The organism is Bacillus sp. GMa5/1, assembly GCF_050172015.1.
Taxonomy (GTDB): domain Bacteria; phylum Bacillota; class Bacilli; order Bacillales; family Bacillaceae_G; genus Bacillus_A; species Bacillus_A cereus.
Map to the genome: position 1 here is coordinate 32,349 of NZ_JBNLYC010000010.1, position 24,380 is coordinate 56,728.

The window sequence follows — 24,380 nt, forward strand, 5'->3', positions numbered from 1 at the left end:
TCAAAGTATCGTTTGGTAGAAGAAATGAAAGCTATAAATAGTTTCACTTTATTTCTGGAGAGGAGAAGGTATTGAAATCATGTCAAGATCTCAAGAAATTTCTAAGTGGTTTCGTAATTTACAACATTCGAAAAAACTAAGTTGGATTTCTTACGTTGTATTAGGAGCAGTGCTGTTTTTTGCGCTTATGAATAATGTAAAACCAGAGCAATTAGATGTTAATATGTATTCTATTGCGAAAAAGACAATCCATTCTCCTATAAAAATTGAAGATAAAGTTACAACGGATAAAAAGAAAAAAGAAGCCGCTACAAAAGTTGAAGATCAATATACATATAAAAGTGAGTATAAACAAAACAAAGTTGATATTGTGAATGACGTCTTTGCTAAAGTGGATGAAGTGGTGCAAGAGATTAAAGCTGTTGGACCGGATGATCAAAAAAAGATGACTGATGCTGAGAAAGTGGAGAAGTTAAAAAAGAAACTACCCGCTGACTTAACGAAAGAATTATCTGATTCAAACTTACTAAGTTTGATTAATGCAGATTCGAGCCAATTAGTATTAGCGAAAGATGCTGCGGTCACAGCGATTAATAGTATCATGACTGAGCATATTAAAATGGACGAATTGAAAGATGCGAAAGAACGATATGTAAGTGAGATGAATAGTGTTAATGTTGATAATGGTTTAAAAGAGTCAATTAAGGCGCTAGGAAGATATGCAATTTCAGCAAACTATTTTTATGACCCGATCTTAACGAAAGAGAAGAGAAAAGCAGAGGAAGATTTAGTTCCACCTGTTTATATTCTTCAAGGACAAGTTCTTGTTAGAGAAGGTGAAACAATTTCAAGTGATGTGTATAATCAGTTGAAATTAGTTGGTTTGTTAGAAAAAGGGAACGGCTTTCAACCTTATGTTGGATTAGCGGTACTCATTGGTGTGTTACTATACTTTATGCATAAACAATTTGAATTATTTTTAAAGAGAAAAAGAGAAGATAGACCGTATGTTTTAGCGTATATTACAATTTTGTCTATCACAATCGTCTTAATGAAAATCATTAGTTTGTTTCAAAAACTTGAATACGCGGGGATTGCATATGTTGTCCCAGTTGCGATGGGAACAATACTTGTAAAACTAATGATTGGTGATCGATTTGTCTTTTTAACGAGTATGATTTTTTCTGTATGCGGAAGTATTATGTTTAATGAAGGAGTAACGAGTACATTAAATTATAGTGTAGGGATTTACGTATTGTTAAGTTCATTATCGGTTAGTATTTTCTTGCGAGAAAAAAATCGTCGTACAATGATTTTACAAGCTGGTATACTCGTTTCTGTATTAAATGTAGTCGTATTGGCGGCGCTCTTATTATTACGTAATGGGAATTTTTCGCCTCTTGAAATTGGTACGCAATTATTAATGGCTTCACTTTCAGGGATTATATCATCCGTTTTGGCTATGGGGATTTTACCATATTTAGAAAGTGGACTTGGAATCGTATCAAGCATGAAGCTTATGGAACTATCAAGTCCAAATCATCCGCTTTTACGCAGAATTTTGTTAGAAGCGCCAGGGACATATCATCATAGTGTAATGGTAGCGAATCTTTCTGAGGCTGCTTGTGAAGCAGTCGGGGCAAATGGTGTATTAGCGCGTGTAGGGGCATATTATCATGATGTAGGAAAAACAGTACAACCGCAATTTTTTATTGAAAACCAAATGGGAATTGAAAACCCGCATGATAAATTAGATCCTGTAACGAGTAAAGATATTATAATTGCTCACGTAACGGATGGAGTAAGAATGCTCGAAGAATATCATATTCCACAAGAAATTATTGATATCGCTGGGCAACATCACGGTACAACGTTACTGAAATATTTTTATTATAAAGCTATTAAAGAAGATAAAGAAAAATATACAGAAGAGATGTTCCGTTATCCAGGTTCAAAAGCAACTTCGAAAGAATCGGCAATTGTTGGTATTGCTGATAGTGTAGAAGCTGCGGTACGTTCTATGAATCACCCAACGCCAGAACAAATTAATAATTTGGTGCAAAGTATTATTAAAGATCGACTACAAGACGGTCAATTTAGTGAATGTGATTTGACGTTTAAGGAACTACAAATCGTTGGAAAAACGTTGTGTGAAACGTTAAATGGTATTTTCCATTCGCGTATTACATATCCGGAACTTCCGGAAGAAAAGGAGAAAGAATGAGTTTGTTAATTGATTTTATTGATGAAACAGAAGAAGTAAAAGAAGCGTATATGAGTTTAATTCGTGAAGTGTTAGAAAAAGCAGCTCAAATGGAAAATATCGAGGATGGTGCGGAGGTATCGGTGACATTTGTAGATAATGAGCGCATTAGAGAAATTAATCGTGATTACCGAGATAAAGATCAACCTACAGATGTAATATCCTTTGCGATGGAAGAAATGGGAGAAGGAGAAATGGAGATTGTTGGTGCAGAGATGCCACGCATGTTAGGTGATCTTATTATCTCTATTCCAAGGGCGAAAGAGCAAGCTGAAGAGTACGGACATTCTTTCGATCGTGAACTTGGATTTTTGGCATTACATGGCTTTTTACATTTACTTGGTTATGATCACATGACAGAAGAAGATGAAAAAGAAATGTTCGGAAGACAAAAAGAAATTTTAGAAGCTTTTGGATTAGGACGATGAAAAAAGGAAAACTTATAGATAGTTTTGGATATGCTATAGCTGGTATATTCTTTTGTTTTCGTCATGAGCGAAATATGAAAATCCATTATTTAGCCGCAGTCATTGTTATATGCTGCGGCTTTTATTTCCATATTACGAGAACAGAGTGGATGATATTACTTATTGTAATAGGGAGTGTAATGAGTTTAGAAATGGTAAATACGGCTGTGGAAAAAACAGTAGATTTAGCGACTGCCGATATTCATCCATTTGCAAAAATTGCAAAGGATGTTGCGGCAGGAGCGGTTTTATTGTTTGCAATTATAGCTGTTATAATTGGTGCTATTATCTTTTTACCGTATATGGTATAGTTGCATTCCGAAGCTTTTATTAAGCTTTGGAAGTGCCGTAAGGGGCTTTAATGAGAGAGTGTACCTCTTCATAGCTGTGAACAGGAAGGATGCGGGAATATGAATAGTAAACAATTAATTCTAGAAGCAATCGAAGCGCGTAAACAAGCGTACGTACCATATTCTAAATTTCAAGTAGGTGCAGCACTATTAACGCGCGATGGAAAAGTATATCGTGGATGTAATGTTGAGAATGCATCATATGGCTTATGTAATTGTGCTGAAAGAACAGCTTTATTTAAGGCGGTTTCTGAAGGAGATAAAGAATTTGTAGCCATTGCGGTTGTAGCAGATACAAAGCGCCCAGTACCTCCTTGTGGAGCATGTCGACAAGTTATGGTAGAATTATGTAAACAGGATACGAAAGTATACTTAACAAATTTACATGGTGACGTTCAAGAGACGACAGTCGGAGAATTGTTACCAGGAGCATTTTTAGCGGAGGATTTACATGAATAGAAAAGGTTATAAATCAGGTTTTGTCTCTATTATTGGCAGACCGAATGTTGGGAAATCTACATTTTTAAATCGTATTATCGGCCAGAAAATTGCTATTATGAGTGATAAGCCACAAACGACTCGTAATAAAATTCAAGGTGTATATACAGAAAATGATGCACAAGTTATTTTCATTGATACACCAGGAATACATAAACCTAAACATAAACTAGGCGACTTCATGGTGAAGATGGCGCAAACGACATTAAAAGAAGTTGATATCGTTCTGTTTATGGTTAATGCTGTCGAAGGCTTTGGTCGTGGTGAAGAATTCATCATCGAGAAGTTAAAAGAAACGAAACAACCAGTATTTTTAGTAATTAATAAAATTGACCAACTTCATCCAGAGCAATTACTAGAGTTAATTGATCAATATCGTAAACTACATGAGTTTGCAGAGATTGTACCAATTTCTGCGTTAGACGGTAATAATGTGGACGCTTTAATTGGAACAATTAAAAAGTATTTACCAGAAGGACCACAATACTATCCAGATAATCAAGTAACGGATCATCCGGAGAGATTTATTATTGCAGAGCTTATTCGTGAGAAAGTACTACATTTAACACGTGAAGAAGTGCCGCATTCTGTGGCTGTTGTTATCGATGCGATTCAAAAGCGTGAGGGCGGGGCAGTTTATATAAATGCAACGATTGTTGTTGAACGTGCATCACAAAAAGGAATCATCATCGGAAAACAAGGGAAAATGTTAAAAGAAGTTGGTAAGCGAGCTCGTTTTGATATTGAAGCGCTACTTGGTTCTAAAGTATTTTTAGAAGTATGGGTAAAAGTGCAAAAAGATTGGCGTAATAAAATGTCTCAGCTTCGTGACCTAGGTTTCCGCGAGGATGAGTACTAAAATAGAGTCAAGCTGTAATCAGTGGATGGTTGGTTCATCCACTGATTATTGGTTTTTATGAACTTTGATAAATTAGGAAAAATTTTTCTCACATGAAAATGGACAAAATGGGTCAATTTAATAACAACAAAGGAAATTGGTTTATAGGCTACGCTTATTGAGAAAGGTGGATTCTTATGCTAGATTTTACCTGGAAGTTTTTCTCCAAAACAGGAAGCATTGAAACGTACTTGCTTTTGAAAGAAATGGAAAAAGACGTAAACGATGAGATGGATCAACATGAAGAGGAGCTAGCGCATCTAGACTCTCCAATTTCTTGACCCGTTTTGTTCAAACCTTGGATGGTGACGAACATGTTTCAAAAAGTTGAGGGCATCGTTATCCGTACGACAGATTACGGAGAAACGAACAAGATTGTTACAATATTCTCAAGAGAACTTGGTAAGGTAAGTGCAATGGCAAGAGGGGCAAAAAAACCGAAAAGCCGATTAGCATCTGTGTCGCAATTAATGACACATGGCCAGTTTCTTATTCAAATGGGATCTGGGCTTGGAACATTGCAACAAGGCGAGATTATTTCAACTATGAAAGAAATTCGCGAGGATATATTTTTAACTGCTTATGCATCATTTATTGTTGAATTAACTGATAAAGCAACAGAAGATAAAAAACATAATCCGTATTTATTTGAAATGTTATATCAAACGTTGCATTATATGTGTGAGGGTGTTGATCCAGAAGTATTATCATTAATTTATCAAACGAAAATGCTTCCGGTATTAGGGATGCGCCCGTACTTTGATACATGTGCGATTTGTCATCAAGAAACAGACTTTGTCGCCTTCTCCGTTAGGGAAGGCGGTTTTCTGTGCTCACGTCATGCAGAGCAAGACCCGTATCGTATACCGGTAGGAGAAGCTGTTCATAAATTATTACGTCTTTTCTTCCATTTCGATTTACATAGGCTCGGAAATGTATCGGTAAAGGATAGCACAAAAAAACAAATGCGTTTAGTATTGAATACATATTATGATGAATATTGCGGAATTTATTTGAAATCAAGACGTTTTTTAGAACAACTTGATAAGTTTCAAATATAATTTTGGGCCGTATACGGTCCTTTTTACATACTTTCTTTTTCGAATAGCATATTTAGTATATAATATTTAAGAGATAGTATAACTTTTTTCGTTGTGCATTAAAGGTGGTGATTATCATAGAGCTGAATAAACGGCAAGAACATATCATTCAGATTGTAAAAGATCACGGTCCTATTACAGGGGAATCAATTGCAGCGCAATTGGGTCTAACACGTGCGACGCTAAGACCAGACTTAGCAATTTTAACGATGGCTGGTTATTTAGAAGCACGTCCACGCGTAGGTTATTTTTATACGGGTAAAACTGGGGGGCAGCTATTATCTGAAGCTGTTAAGAAAATTAAAGTACAAGATTATCAATCTAGACCGGTTGTAATTGATAAAAATGTTTCCGTATACGATGCAATTTGTACGATGTTTTTAGAGGACGTTGGTACATTGTTCGTTGTAGATCAGATGACTCTATTAGTTGGTGTTGTGTCTCGTAAAGATTTATTAAGAGCGAGCTTAGGAAAGCAGGATTTAACCTCTCTTCCGGTTAATATTATCATGACAAGGATGCCAAACATTGCGATGTGTCGTAGAGAGGATTCTTTATATGATATTGCGATGGAATTAATAGAAAGACAGATTGATGCAATGCCAGTTGTAAAAGATACGAAACAAGGTTTAGAAGTGATTGGGCGAATTACAAAAACAAATATTACACGTGCGTTTGTAAATTTAGTAAATAACGAATAAGTGTAATTTGTTTAAAGTGAGGTAATGTAATGGATAATAAAATCGTATATGTCGTATCTGACTCTGTAGGGGAAACGGCTGATTTGGTTGTTCGAGCAGCAATGGGGCAATTCCCGTTTGCTCCTGATATTAGACGTGTACCGTATGTAGAAGATACAGGGACATTAAAAGAAGTGATTTCGATTGCTAAGAGTAATCAAGCACTTATATGTTTTACGTTAGTTAAGCCTGATATGCGCAAATATTTAGTAACAGAGGCTGCAAAAGAAGGGGTAGAGGCATACGATATTATCGGCCCTCTTATTGATCAAATTGAAGAAATTACGGGGCAAGTGCCGAGATATGAGCCAGGCGTTGTCCGTAGGTTAGATGAAGAATACTTTAAAAAGATTGAAGCGATTGAGTTTGCTGTGAAGTATGATGACGGCAGAGATGCACGAGGTATTTTAAAAGCGGATATCGTGTTGATTGGTGTTTCGCGTACATCAAAAACACCACTTTCCCAATATTTAGCTCATAATAAACGCTTGAAAGTTGCGAATGTACCACTCGTGCCAGAAGTTGACCCACCTGAAGAACTATATCAAGTGGCAAAAGAAAAATGTTTCGGTTTGAAAATTACGCCAGATAAGTTAAATCATATTCGAAAAGAACGATTAAAATCACTTGGATTAAGTGATGGAGCAACATATGCAAATATTAATCGTATTCAAGAAGAAATTGATCACTTTGAGGAAGTAATTAGTAAAATAAATTGTCAAGTAATCGATGTATCGAATAAAGCAATTGAAGAAACAGCAAATATTATTGTGAATGCAGTGCAAAACCAAAAAATGTTTTAGCACATTTACCAAAGGTGAATGTGCTTTTTTCGCTCGTGTGAAATATGGTACCTATGGATTTTGTAATAGATTGTAGTGTAATGGTTATACTTATACTCCTTTGTCTTTTAGTATATTCAAGGTGTGAGTTTGTCATCCTGAAATGTAAGATGAAAAAATAAAGGGATATGTAGCGTAGTTGAAGAAAATATATTATAATAAAAAATTGTGATAAAAACCTATATTTTACGTTTAGACTTTAATTTTTCAGAATAAACTAGGGATAGGATTTACGAAAAAGACATGTAATTACGTTAAATCGACAAAATCTATACAAGAAAACGCACATTATGGAAGGATTCACAGAAGGGATGTAGAATACAGAAATATGCAAAGCATTGACAACATATTAGTTGGTGTAGATGTATATCCCGTGAAGGCTGAAATTGTGCAAGTTGGAGCGGAATTTCATGTCGGAATTTTGTTTGTCGCATCATATGCTCATCCTTTAAGGAAATAGCAAGGCAATTGGATCTTTGTAGATACTGAACAAAATGGAGTTGATCGTTATATGGATCAACATGAAAAAGTTACAAATCTCAAGATCAAACAGTATATGTAGCTTGCTACTCTTCTTATAAAAAGGTGTGTATGTATTGTTTCTAAGAGATACATTTGTAACAGATGAGCAAATGTATACAATTTTATATAGCAAGTATGTATATGCGATTTATGCAGATAAAGGACCTATAGGAAAGGTTCAAAATCGTTTATACAATGTAATCGGCAACACTTTCTAACAAGTTTAGAAAAATATTGTCGAATTATAAAGGAATTTTTTAATTTATATCGAATACAAAATACGACACGGAGATGGAGTTATGGGGAACAGAATTCCCGAAGAAGTTGTTGAACAGATTCGGACATCATCCGATATTGTAGAAGTCATTGGTGAATACGTTCAACTTAGAAAACAGGGGCGTAACTATTTCGGCCTTTGTCCATTTCATGGTGAGAATTCTCCTTCATTCTCTGTTTCATCTGATAAGCAAATTTTTCATTGCTTCGGATGTGGAGAAGGTGGAAATGTATTTTCCTTTCTAATGAAAATGGAAGGACTGGCTTTTACCGAGGCTGTTCAAAAGCTAGGCGAAAGAAATGGAATTGCGGTTGCAGAGTATACATCAGGGCAAGGACAACAAGAAGACATATCTGATGACACTGTCATCATGCAACAAGCTCATGAATTATTGAAAAAGTATTATCATCATTTATTAGTAAATACGGAAGAGGGAAATGAAGCACTTTCATATTTATTAAACCGTGGTATTACGAAAGAGATGATTGAGAAGTTTGAAATTGGTTATGCATCACCTGCTTGGGATGCAGCGACGAAAATTTTACAAAAAAGAGGTTTATCGCTGTCTAGTATGGAACAAGCTGGCCTTCTAATAAGAAGTGAGAAGGATGGTAGTCATTATGATCGCTTCCGTGGAAGAGTTATGTTCCCGATCTATACGTTACAAGGTAAGGTGATAGCGTTTAGTGGAAGGGCGTTAGGAGATGACACTCCGAAATATTTAAATAGCCCTGAAACACCGATTTTTCACAAAAGTAAATTGTTGTATAACTTCCACCAAGCAAGACCGTTTATTAGAAAGCGTGGGCAAGTGGTTCTTTTCGAAGGATATGCCGATGTACTAGCTGCGGTAAAAAGTGGTGTGGAAGAAGCTGTTGCGACAATGGGAACAGCTTTAACTGAAGAACAAGCAAAACTTCTGCGACGTAACGTTGAAACTGTTGTTCTTTGCTATGATGGTGATAAAGCAGGGCGAGAAGCGACGATGAAAGCAGGGCAATTATTGCTAAAAGTTGGTTGCCAAGTGAAAGTCACATCCTTGCCAGATAAGCTTGATCCTGATGAATATGTGCAACAATATGGGACTACTGCTTTTGAAAATCTTGTGAAATCAAGTGTGAGTTTTGTTGGTTTTAAAATAAATTATTTGCGTTTAGGGAAAAATTTGCAAGATGAGTCTGGCAAAGAAGAATATGTGAAGAGTGTTTTAAAAGAGTTATCGTTGTTACAAGATGCGATGCAGGCAGAGTCATATTTGAAGTCATTATCGCAAGAATTTTCGTATTCAATGGAAACACTTTTGAACCAATTGCACCAATATCGCAAAGAACAAAAGGTACAGCAAAAACAAATAAAGCAGGTTGCTAAACCGTCTCAAGTCGTTCAAACAAAACCGAAGTTAACAGGTTTTGAAAGAGCGGAAAGAGAAATTATTTACCATATGTTGCAAAGTGCAGAAGTAGCTGTTCGTATGGAATCCCATATAGAAGATTTTCATACAGAAGAACATAAAGGGATTTTATATGAACTATACGCATATTATGAAAAGGGAAATGAACCTTCAGTTGGAACATTTTTAAGTTGGCTCTCTGATGAAAAGTTGAAAAATATTATCACTGATATTTCGACGGATGAATTTATTAATCCAGAATACACAGAAGAAGTGTTGCAAGGCCATTTGGAGACGCTTAGACGGCATCAGGAAAAACTTGAAAAGATGGAAATTATCTTTAAAGTGAAACAAATGGAAAAAACAGATCCTGTAGAGGCTGCTAAATATTATGTAGCATATTTACAAAATCAAAAAGCGAGAAAATAGCTTTTTTGATAAAGTTTTAGTATAATGAATGTTTGTATCTCGCGTAAGGAGGGGAACAGATGGCTGACAAACCAGCTCGTTCTAAACAAATTGAAACTGAAATGACCCTTGAGCAAGTGAAAGAACAACTCACTGAGCTCGGAAAAAAACGTGGCGTTCTTACATATGAAGAGATTGCAGAACGCATGAATGGATTTGAAATTGAATCCGATCAAATGGATGAATACTATGAATATTTAGGTGAACAAGGCATTGATTTAGTTGGTGATAATGACAACGAAGAAGGCCCTAATAATCGCCAAATTACAAAAACAGAAGAAGAGTTTGACCTCAATGATTTAAGTGTACCACCTGGGGTTAAAATCAACGATCCTGTTCGTATGTATTTAAAAGAAATTGGTCGTGTAGACTTACTATCTGCAGAAGAAGAAATTCGACTTGCAACGCGTATTGAAGAAGGCGATGAAGAAGCGAAACGTCGTCTTGCAGAAGCAAACTTACGTCTTGTAGTAAGTATTGCAAAGCGCTATGTAGGCCGTGGTATGCTTTTCTTAGACTTAATTCAAGAAGGTAATATGGGTCTAATTAAAGCTGTTGAAAAGTTCGATTATCGTAAAGGTTTCAAATTTAGTACGTATGCAACTTGGTGGATTCGCCAAGCTATTACACGTGCCATTGCAGACCAAGCGCGAACAATTCGTATTCCAGTTCATATGGTTGAAACGATTAATAAGTTAATTCGTGTACAACGTCAATTATTACAAGATTTAGGTCGCGAACCATCTCCTGAAGAGATTGGTGAGGAAATGGATCTTGCTCCAGAAAAAGTACGTGAAATCTTAAAAATTGCACAGGAGCCAGTTTCTCTTGAAACACCAATTGGTGAAGAAGATGACTCCCATTTAGGTGACTTTATTGAAGACCAAGAAGCAACATCGCCTGCGGACCATGCAGCCTATGAATTGCTAAAAGAACAATTAGAAGATGTGTTAGATACACTAACAGATCGTGAAGAAAATGTTCTACGTCTTCGTTTCGGTTTAGATGATGGACGAACTCGTACGCTTGAAGAAGTTGGGAAAGTATTCGGCGTAACGAGAGAGCGTATTCGTCAAATTGAAGCAAAAGCACTTCGCAAATTAAGACATCCAAGCCGTAGTAAGCGTCTTAAGGATTTCTTAGAATAGGTTATTTTTTAAGTTTACTTCACTTTTGTGAAGTAAACTTTTTTATTTTATTAATTTTTGTTAAAATTTAGCTATGGGCAACGATTACAATTTCTTGTAATTTATTTTACAGAATTGTCTTTTGATTTGCAAATGCTCATTTTTCGATTTTTCGATTAATTTTGTTTATTATATACAAAAATATATGTAGAAAAGCGAAAAATATGATGAGAAACGTTAATAATTATCGAAATAATAAGCGATATGACAATAAAAAACAATAAACTGAATTTATGGAATATTTTTAACAAGTAGTAGTTTGCTCTTTTCTGATAGAGCGTTTTCAAGTACAATATAAATGACTGAATCATCTAACTATTTAGGGGTATAGAGGGGGGAGAAGAGATATGAAACGTAATCCGCTGATTCCGTTCGCTCTTATTGCAGCATTGGGTATTATCGTTATGTTTGTATTTTCATTTCAGGGGCTAAATAAATCTAAAGAGTTAGCTGATGCAAAAAATGGCGGGAAGCCAGCACAAACGGCATCAAAACCAGAAGATATTGTGAAGCAAAGCTGTACGAGCTGCCATGGTGATCAGTTACAAGGGGCAGTTGGACCTAACTTACAAAAAATTGGTGGGAAACTTTCAAAGGATGAAATTAAAGAAATTCTTTCGAAAGGAAAAGGCAATATGCCTGCCAATATAGTTCCAGCTGATCAAGCCGCTAAAGTAGCTGATTGGTTATCGAAGAAAAAATAAAGTTCCGTATGACAAGCCTTTTGCTTATGCAAAGGGCTTGTTTTTCTATATTTTCTAAAATACGATGAATGATAGAGCGGTGAATTGTTGTTATGGGCTTGCAACAACTACTATAAATTCATTATCATGGAGACAGACTGACAAGAGAAGGAGTAATGGAAATACATGAATGAAGTAAAGCTTTCAAAACGATTAGAAGAAGTTGTACGTGAAATACCAGTAGGATCTACAGTTGCTGATATTGGATCGGATCATGCGTATTTACCGTGTTATACAATTATAAATAATATTGCTACAAAAGCAGTTGCAGGAGAGGTTGTAGATGGACCATTTCGCTCTGCGCAAGCAACTGTAGCTGAAAGTGGTTTACAAGATAAAGTAGATGTGCGTAAAGGGAATGGATTAGCTGTTATCGCACCAGGAGAAGTAGATGTAATTACGGTTGCCGGAATGGGCGGAGCGTTAATTCGTGACATTTTAGAAAGTGGTAAAGAAAAATTAGAAGGTGTAACACGTTTAATTTTACAGCCTAATATTGCAGCGCATCATATTCGTGAATGGTTTATTGAGAATGGTTGGGAGCTTATCCATGAAAAAATCGTAAAAGAAGATGGGAAAATTTACGAAATTTTAGTAGGGGAGCGCGGAAATGTTGTAGCGCCTTACTCTGAAAATAAACAAGCTGAATTGTTTATGGGACCATTTTTAATAACAGAAAAAAGTGAAGCCTTCGTTGAAAAATGGGAAGGAGAATTAAAAAACTTCCAAAATATTTTAAAACAGTTAGAACGTGCGGCTGATTCTGAAGAAACAAAAGCGAAGCGTGGGGAAGTAGAAGCGAAAATGAAAATGATAGGGGAGGTTTTATCATGAGTAAAATTCCAAACGGCCATGAAATTATTTCTTTATTTGAAAGTATGTATCCGAAGCATTTGGCAATGGAAGGAGATAAGATTGGTCTGCAGATTGGAGCGCTTAATAAACCCGTGCAGCACGTATTGATTGCGCTAGATGTAACGGAAGAAGTTGTGGATGAAGCAATTCAATTAGGGGCAAATGTCATTATTGCTCATCATCCTTTAATTTTTAACCCGTTAAAAGCGATTCATACAGATAAGGTGTATGGGAAAATTATTGAAAAGTGTATTAAAAATGATATTGCAATCTATGCAGCGCATACAAATGTGGATGTTGCTAAGGGCGGGGTAAACGATTTACTTGCTGAGGCGTTAGGATTGCAAAATACAGAAGTTTTGGCACCGACATATGCAGAAGAAATGAAAAAAGTTGTTGTGTTTGTGCCAGTCACTCATGCAGAAGAAGTAAGGAAAGCATTAGGAGACGCAGGTGCTGGTCATATCGGCAATTATAGCCACTGTACGTTTAGTAGCGAGGGTACAGGCACATTTGTACCTCAAGAGGGGACAAATCCTTATATCGGGGAAACTGGACAGTTAGAACGTGTAGAAGAAGTGCGAATCGAAACGATTATTCCAGCTTCCTTACAGCGGAAAGTGATTAAAGCAATGGTAACGGCGCACCCTTATGAAGAAGTAGCGTACGATGTGTATCCGCTTGATAATAAAGGTGAAACGTTAGGCCTAGGAAAAATAGGATACTTACAAGAAGAAATGACGCTTGGCCAATTTGCAGAACATGTGAAACAATCATTAGACGTGAAGGGCGCAAGAGTTGTCGGTAAGTTAGATGATAAAGTGCGTAAAGTAGCTGTACTTGGTGGAGATGGTAATAAATATATAAACCAAGCGAAATTTAAAGGAGCAGATGTATATGTAACTGGTGACATGTACTATCATGTTGCTCATGATGCGATGATGCTCGGTTTAAATATAGTTGACCCGGGACATAATGTTGAAAAAGTAATGAAACAAGGTGTGCAAAAGCAATTACAAGAAAAAGTGGATGCAAAGAAACTCAATGTACACATTCATGCTTCGCAGTTACATACAGATCCATTTATATTTGTATAAGAAAAATAAAAACCGTTGCTCATGTAAGCAACGGTTTTTATTATTGTTCTTTTTTCACTTTCACGCGAGGTAATATTTTTTGTAACGGTACTTTTCGAACTCTTTCCCATGTAGCGGGATTCATTGGGTCATATTGCTCTAAGAAAGCGATAACTTCTTTCGTAATTGGCGTTGGAGTAGAAGCACCTGCTGTAACAGCTACGTTTTCTACACCTTGTAGCCACTCTAATTGAATTTCGCTTACATCAGCAACTCGATATGCTTTTGTACCCGCGATTTCTTGTGATACTTGTGCTAAGCGATTTGAATTGTTACTTTTCGGATCACCAACAACAATTGTTAAGTCTGCAACATCAGCTTGTTTAGCGACAGCTTCTTGGCGAACTTGAGTAGCTAAACAAATTTCTTTATGGAATTCTGCTGTTGGGAATTTTTTTTGAATGTCCTCCATTAAATGTTGAACATCCCATTGACTCATCGTTGTTTGATTTGTTACTAAAATTTTATCTGTTGGGATTTCTAATGTTTTTAAATCATCGGCTCTTTCGATAAGGTGAACGATGTCAGGTGCAATACCAACTGCGCCTTCTGGCTCTGGATGATTTTTTTTACCGATATAAATGACATGATACCCTTCCGCTTTCTTAGCTTCGATAAGGTCATGCGTCTTGGTAACATCTGGGCAAGTGGCATCGATTGTTGTTAAACCTTTTTCTTTTGCGCGTTGTTTAACTTCTGGAGAAACACCGTGTGCTGTGAAAATAACAGTACCAGAATCAATTTTATCTAAAATTTCTAAGCGACTTGGACCGTCTAATGTGATGATTCCATCTTCTTCAAAAGCGTCTGTAACATGTTTATTGTGAACAATCATACCTAAAATATAAATGGGTCTCGGCAATGATTTATCTAATGCAGCATTACGTGCAATTACCATTGCATCGACAACACCGTAGCAATAACCACGAGGGGAAATTTTAACAATTTTCATATGAGTAATCCTCTCCTTCTAAACAAGGGATACTTTTGTGCATAGTCTTTTACATTATAAAGGAGGAGTGGATAGAAAACAAAGGATTGTTACACATATAGTTTTGGTTTTGTTGCTGTTTGTTGAACTGGTTCTTTCGGTAACTCTTTTTCTATTACAGGTTCAATCACTATTTTCTTTCGTTTTCGTTTCTTTTTTTGAGGTGCAGGAGGCGGACTTTCTACCTCAACTGGCTCTGTTACATTTTCCGTTTGATTTTCTTCCGTACTTTTTCCAGAGGTGAGGATTTTAACAATGCTTGGTAGACTACGCATAATAGGACCATACTGTTCGACGACAGGACCTACAGATTGAACGACTTGGGATACTTTTTCGATGTTGTTTATCATATTAGTGGGATTTGAAATTAAGTTCGAAAAGAAACTGCCGATGCCACTGCTTGCTGTTGCCGCAGCTGTAGTTGCGCCGCCGCGCGTTTCATTTGATTCATACATTTGAGGCGGTATCATTTGCTCAGGGTGTTGCTGCATGTATGGTTGATATTGTGGATGTTGCTGCTGATATTGTTGGTGGTATTGCTGCTGATATTGCTGTTGATATTGTGGCGGTGGTGGTTGCTGATGCATCATCGGTTGCCCCTCCATTTGTCGGTAAGGTGGAACCATTTGCATAAAAGGCTCGGTTGGATCGTGTTTTTTAAAAAGCTTAGCAAGAAAACCTTTCTTTTTTTGTGCCATTGGTGGTAGTTGTGGAATTGGATATGGTGTATAAGGTTGTTGCCCTGGATTCGGATACATTTGCCTTGTAGGGGATTTCGGAAACATGTGAGAAATCCTCCTTTCTTCAGTTAGGTATATACACATACAATATGCAATAAAAGGGAAGAAGGTTAGTTTTTGAAGTGAAAACCTAAACTAAAGATGGATTTTACTTGTAGATTTCGATATAATGTAGACTTGACTGATTTGTGCGCGCAGTAGAAATTTTAGAAAGAAGGTGTAACTTATGACACAACAAACTTTTACACAGTATGATTTTAAACCATTTTTAATAGATGCAGTTCGTGAACTACGCTTTACAGAGCCGACAGGAATTCAGCAGAAAATTTTCCCGGTCGTGAAAAAAGGTGTAAGTGTAATTGGACAATCCCAAACAGGTTCTGGGAAAACACATGCATACTTACTTCCTACATTAAACAGAATTAATGCAAGTCGTGAAGAAGTACAACTTGTTATTACAGCGCCTACTCGTGAGTTAGCACAACAAATTTACGAAGAAATCGTGAAATTAACAAAGTTTTGTGCGGAAGACCAAATGATTACAGCACGTTGTTTAATTGGTGGAACTGATAAACAACGCTCAATTGAAAAGTTGAAAAAACAACCTCATATCGTAGTTGGAACACCAGGACGTATTAAAGATTTAGTAGAAGAGCAAGCATTATTTGTTCATAAAGCAAATACGATTATTGTCGATGAAGCAGACTTAATGCTTGATATGGGATTCATTCATGATGTAGATAAAATTGCAGCACGCATGCCTAAAAACTTGCAAATGTTAGTTTTCTCTGCAACAATTCCTCAAAAACTAAAACCGTTTCTGAAGAAGTATATGGAGAATCCAGAGCATATTCATATCAATCCAAAACAAGTTGCAGCTGGAAACATTGAACACTATTTAGTGCCTTCTAAACATCGTAATAAAATTGATTTAGTGCATAAAATGCTACTTCAATTTAAACCGTATTTAGCAGTTGTTTTCACGAATACGAAAAAGATGGCAGACCAAGTTGCTGATGGATTAATGGAACGCGGCTTAAAAGTTGGACGAATTCACGGGGATTTATCACCACGTGATCGTAAAAAAATGATGAAACAAATTCGTGACCTTGAATTCCAATATATTGTTGCGACTGATTTAGCAGCACGTGGTATTGATATTGAAGGGATTAGCCATGTTATTAACTATGAGCTACCATCAGATTTAGATTTCTTCGTTCACCGCGTTGGAAGAACAGCACGTGCGGGGCATTCTGGTATTGCAGTGACGATATATGATCCAGCAAACGAAGAAGCGTTAGATAGTTTAGAAAAACAACGTCATATTGAGTTCAAGCATGTAGATTTACGCGGAGATGAGTGGGCCGATTTAGGTGAGCGTCGTCGTCGTAAGAGCCGTAAAAAACCAAATGACGAACTTGATGTTATGGCAACGAAAGTTATTAAAAAACCGAAAAAAGTAAAACCAAACTATAAACGTAAACTTGCAACAGAACGTGACAAAGTGAAGAAAAAATATGGCAATAAAAAAAGATAAGGGGTTTCCCTTATCTTTTTTTTATCCCGCTATTTGTGGGAGGTGTAATCAATATGGATAGAAAAGTATTGATTAAAGTTTCACTTAATCCAGCTAATTTAAATGAAAAGTATAGTCTGTATAAATAGTCATATAAATTTGTGTAGTGCATCTTTTGTGAACAAACAATTCACTACATATTTCTACAAATTATGCTATCATTATATCTATTGTATATTGAAGAGGTGATTGTATGTTAAAGATTGGATCTCATGTTTCCATGAGTGGTAAGAAAATGTTATTAGCAGCAAGTGAAGAGGCTGTTTCATACGGTGCAACAACGTTTATGATTTATACAGGTGCACCGCAAAATACACGAAGAAAACCAATTGAAGAATTGAACATAGAAGCAGGAAGAAAACATATGGAGCTGAACGGAATTGAGGAAATTATCGTCCATGCGCCGTATATTATTAATGTTGGGAATACGACGAAGCCAGAAACATTCCAATTAGGCGTAGACTTTCTTCGCATGGAAATTGAAAGAACATCGGCATTAGGTGTAGCGAAACAAATTGTTCTTCACCCAGGAGCGCACGTTGGTGCTGGAGCGGATGCTGGTATTCAACAAATTATTAAAGGGCTTAATGAAGTATTAACGCCAGAACAGACGGTTAACATTGCGTTAGAGACGATGGCAGGAAAGGGAACAGAATGCGGTCGTAGCTTTGAAGAAATTGCAAAAATTATTGATGGTGTAAAATATAATGAAAAGCTATCTGTATGCTTTGATACATGTCATACGCACGATGCAGGATATGATATTGTAAATGACTTTGACGGCGTATTAAACGAATTTGATAAGATCGTTGGTATAGATCGTTTACAAGTACTTCATATTAATGATAGTAAAAATATACGCGGAGCAGGAAAAGACCGTCATGAAAACATTGGATTTGGTCACATTGGGTATAAAGCATTGCATCACATTGTACATCATCCACAGTTAATGCATGTACCAAAAATTCTTGAAACACCGTATGTAGGGGAAGATAAAAAAGATAAGAAGCCGCCATACAAATTGGAAATCGAAATGCTGAAAAACGGCACTTTTGATGAAGGGCTTCTTGAAAAAATTAAAGCGCAATAAGGAGGGGGAAATCCCCTCCTTATTTTAGTAGTTGCTGAAATAATGTATTTACTTGTTGGGCAGTGGCAGGGGAAGTTACTTTTGCGATTTGTTTTAAGAGCTCTAGTCGCTCGTTGTTATCGTAAATATTAATATTTTTACCCTTCATAAGTAAAACGATTTGATCAGCTTGTGCGGCTGTAATGGGAACTTCATATTCTTTGCTATATTTTAATAACTCTTTTGTAGAAATATGATTTAATTTTTTATTAACAATTTGTTTAATGAGGTTCATCTTATTATCCTCCTTCACGCGTTCTTCTATCGAAATATATGAGCATATAGCTTGTACATATTCGTATGGAGTTTCTTTTTTCATGAGGAAAAGAAGCGTATGTTATAATATAAGGACAAAACTACAGAAAAAGAGTAAAGGGAGGACTTATGGAGCAAAAGCAACATCGAAAAGAAAGTGTTATTCATCTCATTTATCGTTTAGTTATGATTATTTTTGGAGCAGCATGCGCGGCGGTAGCAATTGAACTATTTTTAATGCCAAATAAAATTATTGATGGTGGAATTATTGGTATTTCTCTTATATTAGATTATCTTACTCCTAACATTTGGTGGTTAAGTTTTTCTACTTTAGTCGTTGTTCTCAATATCCCATTTATGTATTCCGGTTATAAGCAAATTGGAAAAACATTTATGTTATCTTCGACATTTGGTATTGTAGCATTAGCTTTCATTGAGTCAACGTTACATGCGGTACCACCATTTACAACAGAACCTATTTTAGCGACAGTGTTTGGTGGTCTTATTTTAGGTCTTGGTGTAGGACTTGTAATTCGTCATGGTGGATCGCTAGATGGAACTGAAATTATGGGGATTTTATTAACGAAGAAATTACCGTTCTCTGTTGGTGAATTCGTAATGTTTGTGAACTTATTTATTTTTGCATGGGCAGCATTTGTGTTTGGTGTGGAACAAGCGATGTATTCTGTTATGGCGTACTATATCGCATTTAAAACGATCGATACAGTAATTCAAGGGCTAGATGAAACGAAGGCGGTTTTAATTGTATCTGATCAATATGAGGAAGTATCAAACGCGATTTTGCATCGTCTTGGCCGTGGAACTACAAAGCTTGTAGCGAAAGGTGGTTACACGGATAAAGAAAAAGAAGTTATTTATGCAGTTGTAACGCGTCTAGAAGTGACGAAGTTAAAATCAATTGTGCATGAAATTGATGAAAATGCGTTTGTTACGATTATGAGCACGCAAGAGACAAATGGTGGTAAGTTTAAATCGGCTATTCACTAAAAAGTTTATAGGAATATTTTTCGAAAGCAGAGAATTTTTCTCTGCTTTTTGTTATAATAGTAAGGTTTCTTGAAAAAATAGATATATTTTAGGCAGATTGGTTTACAACTATAATAAGCTGTACTATAATTCAAATAGATATAAATCGGAATCATTCTGAATTAAAATAGGTGAGATGCTATGAATAATATATTAGAAATTGAAGGTTTAACATTCCGATACGAAGATCGGAATGTGTTAGAAAATATTAATTTGCAAGTTCCGAAGGGAGCTTTTTTAGGTTTAGTGGGACCGAATGGTTCAGGTAAATCAACTTTACTTAAGTGTTTATTAGGTGTTTTAAAGCCAAAAGAAGGAAGCATTCGCGTGTTTGGCGTTGATAGTAAGAAGTTTAAGGAATGGAACAAAGTTGGTTATGTATCCCAAAAGGCAAATAGTTTCAATTCTGGTTTTCCAGCAACTGTTTCTGAAGTTGTGTCAATGGGACTTGTTTCGAAAAAAGGGCTTTTTCGCTTTTTCACAAAAGAGGATAAGAAAAAGGTAGAAAAAGCAATTGCTGATGTAGGGATGAGTGAGTTTCAAGGTCGTAACATTGGAGAGCTTTCTGGTGGACAGCAACAGCGTGTATTTATTGCTCGTGCGCTCGTTAGTGATCCTGAATTGCTTATTTTGGACGAGCCTACTGTTGGAATCGATGTGAAAAATGTGGAAAGTTTTTACGAAATATTAGAGGATTTAAACAAAAGGCTCGGGATCACATTAATTCTTGTTACTCATGATATGGGAGCTGTTACTGAAAAAGTAACACATGTTGCATGCCTAAACCAACATCTACATTTCCATGGAAATGTAGAGAAGTTCCGAGAGTTAGAAGATGCAGAAATGTCCGTCTTATATGGACATCATGTTCATCGTTTAGAACACGAACATGAGCATCACGGGAGGATATAATGATACAAGATTTTTTACAATATGACTTTTTACGTAATTCTTTATACGCAGGTATTTTAATTGGACTTGTTGCACCGCTAATTGGTGTGTTTGTTGTTATTCGTCGTTTATCTCTTATTGCGGATGCATTAAGTCACGTGACGTTATCGGGTATTGCAGCAAGTTTATTACTTGAAAAAACCATTTTTACAGGTGGGTTTTTAAACCCCTTATATATGGGGATGATTTTCTCGATTGGTGGAGCGCTACTAATCGAAAAGTTACGAACTGTATATAAGCACTATCAAGAATTAGCAATTCCAATTATCCTTTCGGCAGGTATGGGGGTTGGAGTTATTTTCATTTCACTTGCAAATGGATTTAACACAGACTTATTTAGTTATTTATTTGGTAGTGTCAGTGCTGTAACAAGTACAGATTTAATTATTATTGGGATTGTAGCAATTGTTGTTGTTGCGACAATTATTTTATTATATAAAGAGCTGTTTCTATTATCATTTGATGAGGAATACGCAGTATCAACTGGTTTAAGAGCGAAATGGATTCACTTTATTTTCATTATATTAGTTGCTCTTGTCATTGCAGTATCAATGCGTGTAGTGGGGGTTCTTCTTGTATCATCATTAATGACGTTACCAGTTGCAGCAAGTATTCGTATTGCTAAAGGATTTAAACAAACAATTTTCTTTTCCATTTTATTTGGTGAAATTGCAGTAATTGGTGGAATGTTTGCTTCGTATCAACTTGATCTAGCGCCAGGTGGTACAATTGTTATGATAGCAGTTCTTATTTTAATCGGTGCGATTTTATGGAAGAAGAAAAAAACTGCATAAAGTAGGGATAGGTATGAATCTAACAGAAGCTTTACGCCTAATGAAAGAAAAAGGATACAAACATACTGGAAAAAGAGAAGAGATGCTCAGATTATTTGCAGCACATAATCGTTATTTAACTGCGAAAGACGTTTTAGAGCATATGAAGGACGATTATCCGGGGCTTAGTTTTGATACGATTTATCGTAACTTAACAGTTTTTGCTGAGATTGGTGTTTTAGAACAAACGGAATTAAATGGTGAAAAACATTTTCGTTTTACTTGTTCTATTATGGAACATCATCATCATTTTATTTGTTTGGATTGTGGGGGAACGAAAGAGATTACTTCCTGCCCAATGGATTTTATGAATAAAGATTTTACCGGTTATGAAGTAACGGGTCATAAGTTTGAAATATATGGTCGTTGTCCAAAATGTGCAAAGTAAAAGCTCGTCGGTTAAACTGACGAGCTTTTTTACGTAGAAAAGAAGGTTGCTCACAAATATTGTGGCAACCTTCTTTTTATTGTTCTTGTGTCTCTTTTTCTTTTTCTCGTTCAGCAGCCATTTCAGCAGCAATTACGTCGATTTCTTTTTTCAGTTCTTCTACCATTGTTTCTTCTGGTACTTTACGAACGACTTGCCCTTTACGGAATAATAATCCCTCTCCACGTGCACCGGCAATACCGATATCAGCTTCACGAGCTTCACCAGGGCCATTTACAGCGCAACCAAGTACTGCAACTTTAATTGGTACTTGAAGTGTAGAGATGTATTCTTCCACTTCGTTAGCGATGCTAATTAAATCAATTTCAATACGACCACAAGTTGGACAAGAGATAAGTGTTGCTGCGTTAGACGCAAGACCGAATGATTTTAATAGTTCACGAGCAACTTTTACTTCTTCAACTGGATCAGCACTTAATGAAATACGTAGTGTATTTCCGATGCCTTTATTTAAGATTGCTCCAAGACCAGCAGCACTTTTTACAGTTCCGGCAAACAATGTTCCAGATTCTGTAATACCTAAATGTAATGGATAATCAAAAGCACGAGCAGCTTTCTCGTATGCTTCAATTGCTAAGTTAACATCAGAGGCTTTCATAGATACGATAATATCGTGGAAATCTAGGTCCTCTAAAATTTTAATATGATGTAGCGCGCTCTCAACCATACCATCTGCAGTTGGGTACCCATACTTTTCTAAAATATGACGCTCTAATGAACCAGCGTTTACACCAATACGGATTGGAATACCGCGCTCTTTTGCTGCATTTACAACAGCTTCTACTTTATGGCGACGACCAATGTTACCTGGATTGATACGTACTTTATCAATGCCGCCTTCAATTGCTTTTAAAGCAAGGCGATAATCAAAATGAATATCAGCAACAAGTGGAATGTTGATTTGTTTTTTTATATCAGCAATAGCATCTGCTGCGCGTTCATCTGGAACGGCAACGCGGACGACTTGACAGCCGGCTTCTTCTAAACGCTTAATTTCAGCAACTGTTGCTTCAACATCATGTGTTTTTGTTGTTGTCATACTTTGTATAATTAATTCATTATTACCGCCGATTGTTAAATTACCGACTTTAACTGGACGTGTTTTTGTACGATGAGTCATTTCATTCACGAATAGATCGCTCTCCTTATAAAAGAAGTTTCTTATTTAGTCCCTCATATCAATGATAGTATACGTGATATAGGGCTATAGAAACCGAAGTACTCGGTTTCACTTTTACTATTGTATCAGCGCCTTTATGTAATTGACAAGGATTAAGTGATAGCTTATTGATATAAGGGGAATTTATAAGACTTTCCAATTTGTATTTTTGTAGCAGATGTACTTTTGTTTAATTGTTTAAAGTCGTCAATGACTTTTTCTATGGAAGGAATTTTTTTCTTGTTAATTTGTTCTGTAATAGAAAGAACTGTCTCACCAGTTTTTACTTCAATTGTTTTATAAGATACATCCGTTTCTTTTTCTGTTTTGTTCTCTTTATTCTGCTGACTGTCTGTGTTTTCTTTTTTAATCGTTTGAGCAGCAGTTGTTTTTTTATATGAACTTAACATCGGTAAAGTACCGATTTTTATATCGTAATAAAATATATAACCGAGAACAAGCACGAATAGGAATATACCTAATCTCTTCATATTCTTCACTCCTTTGCTAGGAATATATGCTTGTCCAAAAAAAAAATGCCTATTTAGGCATTTTTTTTCGTTCTTATTTTTCTTTCGGTTTTGGAACTTCTTTAATCGTTAAGTACAGAACAATTAAAACAACTGCGATATAGATGAATGTTGATCCAGGTACGACAATCTTACATGCATCCATAATCATAAAGAAGATTGTTGGGATTGTGTAGCTGTATGCAGTTAGTGTCCAAACTTGTTTATAGGATAGTTTACGTTGACCGCTCATAGCAGAACCGATGAACGCAAGTAAAGTCACACCTACAAAAGTGATGAATAATTGGAATAGGTACACTAAGAATCCAATAACAAATAATAAAATTGGATAAATATTATCGAATAAAGAAATAAATTCTTGTAGATCTTTTTTCTCAAGAGATGCACCTAACAAATCGTTATAAGAATACGTTTGTATTTGACCATTTCCCATAGAGACTACTTTATCTTTTAAAACAAATAAACCTGTTTTATTTTGATATTTTTCTAGGTCTGTTGAATTTGGATCAAATACGAAAAGTGCATTTCCTTCTTCTTTTTCAATAGGTTGATCAATATCGGCTTTTAGTTCGCCATTTTCAATTTTAAAATCAGGTAAATCTTTATCGATGACTTGATTTACCATGCTTACACCATCTTGGATAAAACTACCGTACAAAAAAGTTCTTGGAATAGTAGTAATTAAGCAAAGTAGCATAATATACAAAATGGTTTTACCGATTTTTTGAAAACGGAATAGCGCCATATCTTTAGGCGAGTATATGCTTTTTACGAATTGGGTAAATATGGACATAGATTCACTTCCTTTATGTATGTATAAAATCATTGTAACGTAGTAATCTAGAGAATCTCAAGATATATTATATTTACATATAGTGGAGATAACTAAATTTCTTTTATTAACTTTCTTCTTTTAAATAAGAAAAATACAATTGACACTTTTCTTTTCTATATGGTAAATTTATCTTACATTTCTTAAAGAGCA

The 24,380-nt window shown here is 35.8% G+C and carries 28 protein-coding genes; 22 read left to right on the plus strand and 6 right to left on the minus strand.

Translation table 11 applies throughout. The features are described 5' to 3' along the window. The first annotated feature begins 79 nt into the window (after positions 1–79). The 16 genes from ACQGSG_RS04580 (at position 80) to ACQGSG_RS04655 (ending at position 13,697) form a co-directional block, all read left to right on the plus strand. Complete coding sequence (locus ACQGSG_RS04580; RefSeq protein WP_000091514.1) at positions 80–2,224, plus strand: HD family phosphohydrolase; 2,145 nt, start codon at positions 80–82, stop codon at positions 2,222–2,224. After that, entirely contained in the window at positions 2,221–2,691 is a 471-nt protein-coding gene (gene ybeY, locus ACQGSG_RS04585) for an rRNA maturation RNase YbeY (RefSeq protein WP_000054679.1), read from the plus strand. The genes ACQGSG_RS04580 and ybeY overlap by 4 nt, the downstream gene beginning before the upstream one ends. Further along, entirely contained in the window at positions 2,688–3,041 is a 354-nt protein-coding gene (locus ACQGSG_RS04590) for a diacylglycerol kinase family protein (protein WP_000715469.1), read from the plus strand. Before ybeY ends, ACQGSG_RS04590 begins: the two co-directional genes overlap by 4 nt. Positions 3,042–3,140: 99 nt before the next feature. Beyond that, positions 3,141–3,539: a cytidine deaminase gene (locus ACQGSG_RS04595; RefSeq protein ID WP_001086282.1), complete on the plus strand. Its 399-nt coding sequence runs from the start codon at positions 3,141–3,143 to the stop codon at positions 3,537–3,539. Further along, on the plus strand, positions 3,532–4,437 hold the full coding sequence (gene era / locus ACQGSG_RS04600; RefSeq protein ID WP_001080229.1) for a GTPase Era: 906 nt from the start codon (positions 3,532–3,534) through the stop codon (positions 4,435–4,437). Before ACQGSG_RS04595 ends, era begins: the two co-directional genes overlap by 8 nt. A gap of 176 nt (positions 4,438–4,613) precedes the next feature. Further along, complete coding sequence (locus tag ACQGSG_RS04605; protein ID WP_000883924.1) at positions 4,614–4,757, plus strand: YqzL family protein; 144 nt, start codon at positions 4,614–4,616, stop codon at positions 4,755–4,757. Positions 4,758–4,790: 33 nt separating this feature from the next. After that, entirely contained in the window at positions 4,791–5,537 is a 747-nt protein-coding gene (gene recO, locus ACQGSG_RS04610) for a DNA repair protein RecO (RefSeq protein ID WP_000487013.1), read from the plus strand. A gap of 107 nt (positions 5,538–5,644) precedes the next feature. Then, a complete protein-coding gene (locus ACQGSG_RS04615; RefSeq protein WP_000583756.1) occupies positions 5,645–6,277 on the plus strand; it encodes a helix-turn-helix transcriptional regulator in 633 nt (210 codons plus the stop codon). 29 nt (positions 6,278–6,306) lie between these two features. Next, a complete protein-coding gene (locus tag ACQGSG_RS04620) occupies positions 6,307–7,119 on the plus strand; it encodes a pyruvate, water dikinase regulatory protein (RefSeq protein ID WP_000368936.1) in 813 nt (270 codons plus the stop codon). Between the two features lie 367 nt (positions 7,120–7,486). Further along, positions 7,487–7,618 (plus strand): hypothetical protein, encoded by a 132-nt coding sequence (locus ACQGSG_RS04625; protein ID WP_002000855.1) that lies wholly within the window; start codon positions 7,487–7,489, stop codon positions 7,616–7,618. A 136-nt stretch (positions 7,619–7,754) separates the two neighbouring features. Further along, positions 7,755–7,898 carry a hypothetical protein gene (locus ACQGSG_RS04630; protein WP_000479733.1) on the plus strand — a complete coding sequence of 48 codons (144 nt, stop codon included), beginning with the start codon at positions 7,755–7,757 and terminating at the stop codon, positions 7,896–7,898. Positions 7,899–7,979: 81 nt separating this feature from the next. Beyond that, on the plus strand, positions 7,980–9,776 hold the full coding sequence (gene dnaG, locus ACQGSG_RS04635; RefSeq protein ID WP_000528221.1) for a DNA primase: 1,797 nt from the start codon (positions 7,980–7,982) through the stop codon (positions 9,774–9,776). A gap of 59 nt (positions 9,777–9,835) precedes the next feature. Further along, the gene (rpoD, locus tag ACQGSG_RS04640; protein ID WP_000764066.1) at positions 9,836–10,963 is read left to right on the plus strand and encodes an RNA polymerase sigma factor RpoD; all 1,128 of its coding nucleotides are present in this window, start codon (positions 9,836–9,838) and stop codon (positions 10,961–10,963) included. A gap of 386 nt (positions 10,964–11,349) precedes the next feature. Continuing rightward, complete coding sequence (cccA, locus tag ACQGSG_RS04645; protein WP_000828141.1) at positions 11,350–11,706, plus strand: cytochrome c550; 357 nt, start codon at positions 11,350–11,352, stop codon at positions 11,704–11,706. Positions 11,707–11,871: 165 nt separating this feature from the next. Beyond that, entirely contained in the window at positions 11,872–12,579 is a 708-nt protein-coding gene (locus ACQGSG_RS04650) for a tRNA (adenine(22)-N(1))-methyltransferase (RefSeq protein ID WP_001006545.1), read from the plus strand. Next, complete coding sequence (locus ACQGSG_RS04655; RefSeq protein ID WP_000036233.1) at positions 12,576–13,697, plus strand: Nif3-like dinuclear metal center hexameric protein; 1,122 nt, start codon at positions 12,576–12,578, stop codon at positions 13,695–13,697. The genes ACQGSG_RS04650 and ACQGSG_RS04655 overlap by 4 nt, the downstream gene beginning before the upstream one ends. Before the next feature lie 40 nt (positions 13,698–13,737). Here the strand turns inward: ACQGSG_RS04655 and ACQGSG_RS04660 are convergent, their stop codons facing one another. Both ACQGSG_RS04660 and vrrA read right to left on the minus strand, forming a co-directional pair. Next, positions 13,738–14,688, minus strand: a complete 951-nt coding sequence (locus tag ACQGSG_RS04660; protein WP_000706659.1) for a 4-hydroxy-3-methylbut-2-enyl diphosphate reductase — start codon at positions 14,686–14,688, stop codon at positions 13,738–13,740. 89 nt (positions 14,689–14,777) lie between these two features. Next, positions 14,778–15,512: a VrrA/YqfQ family protein gene (gene vrrA / locus ACQGSG_RS04665; RefSeq protein ID WP_000484170.1), complete on the minus strand. Its 735-nt coding sequence runs from the start codon at positions 15,510–15,512 to the stop codon at positions 14,778–14,780. 181 nt (positions 15,513–15,693) lie between these two features. Between vrrA and ACQGSG_RS04670 the strand changes: the two genes are divergently transcribed. Next, complete coding sequence (locus tag ACQGSG_RS04670; protein ID WP_000194015.1) at positions 15,694–17,004, plus strand: DEAD/DEAH box helicase; 1,311 nt, start codon at positions 15,694–15,696, stop codon at positions 17,002–17,004. A 232-nt stretch (positions 17,005–17,236) separates the two neighbouring features. Then, positions 17,237–18,133, plus strand: a complete 897-nt coding sequence (locus ACQGSG_RS04675) for a deoxyribonuclease IV (protein WP_000912456.1) — start codon at positions 17,237–17,239, stop codon at positions 18,131–18,133. 19 nt (positions 18,134–18,152) lie between these two features. Here the strand turns inward: ACQGSG_RS04675 and ACQGSG_RS04680 are convergent, their stop codons facing one another. Beyond that, entirely contained in the window at positions 18,153–18,407 is a 255-nt protein-coding gene (locus tag ACQGSG_RS04680; RefSeq protein WP_001048954.1) for a DUF2624 domain-containing protein, read from the minus strand. A 149-nt stretch (positions 18,408–18,556) separates the two neighbouring features. On the opposite strand from ACQGSG_RS04680, the gene ACQGSG_RS04685 reads away from it, so the two are divergent. The 4 genes from ACQGSG_RS04685 to ACQGSG_RS04700 all read left to right on the plus strand — a co-directional run bounded on the left by ACQGSG_RS04685 (position 18,557) and on the right by ACQGSG_RS04700 (position 21,646). Beyond that, a complete protein-coding gene (locus ACQGSG_RS04685; RefSeq protein ID WP_325842918.1) occupies positions 18,557–19,435 on the plus strand; it encodes a YitT family protein in 879 nt (292 codons plus the stop codon). A 180-nt stretch (positions 19,436–19,615) separates the two neighbouring features. Then, entirely contained in the window at positions 19,616–20,386 is a 771-nt protein-coding gene (locus ACQGSG_RS04690; protein WP_001059662.1) for a metal ABC transporter ATP-binding protein, read from the plus strand. Further along, positions 20,386–21,219: a metal ABC transporter permease gene (locus ACQGSG_RS04695; RefSeq protein ID WP_000613815.1), complete on the plus strand. Its 834-nt coding sequence runs from the start codon at positions 20,386–20,388 to the stop codon at positions 21,217–21,219. The genes ACQGSG_RS04690 and ACQGSG_RS04695 overlap by 1 nt, the downstream gene beginning before the upstream one ends. Before the next feature lie 13 nt (positions 21,220–21,232). Then, positions 21,233–21,646 carry a Fur family transcriptional regulator gene (locus ACQGSG_RS04700; protein WP_001054516.1) on the plus strand — a complete coding sequence of 138 codons (414 nt, stop codon included), beginning with the start codon at positions 21,233–21,235 and terminating at the stop codon, positions 21,644–21,646. 76 nt (positions 21,647–21,722) lie between these two features. Here ACQGSG_RS04700 and ispG read toward each other — a convergent pair whose 3' ends face one another. The 3 genes from ispG to yqgB all read right to left on the minus strand — a co-directional run bounded on the left by ispG (position 21,723) and on the right by yqgB (position 24,188). After that, the gene (gene ispG, locus ACQGSG_RS04705) at positions 21,723–22,826 is read right to left on the minus strand and encodes a flavodoxin-dependent (E)-4-hydroxy-3-methylbut-2-enyl-diphosphate synthase (protein WP_153577907.1); all 1,104 of its coding nucleotides are present in this window, start codon (positions 22,824–22,826) and stop codon (positions 21,723–21,725) included. 164 nt (positions 22,827–22,990) lie between these two features. Further along, a complete protein-coding gene (yqfZ, locus tag ACQGSG_RS04710) occupies positions 22,991–23,356 on the minus strand; it encodes a protein YqfZ (protein WP_000825416.1) in 366 nt (121 codons plus the stop codon). A 73-nt stretch (positions 23,357–23,429) separates the two neighbouring features. Next, positions 23,430–24,188, minus strand: a complete 759-nt coding sequence (gene yqgB, locus ACQGSG_RS04715; RefSeq protein WP_000021899.1) for a protein YqgB — start codon at positions 24,186–24,188, stop codon at positions 23,430–23,432. Between the last annotated feature and the right edge of the window lie 192 nt (positions 24,189–24,380).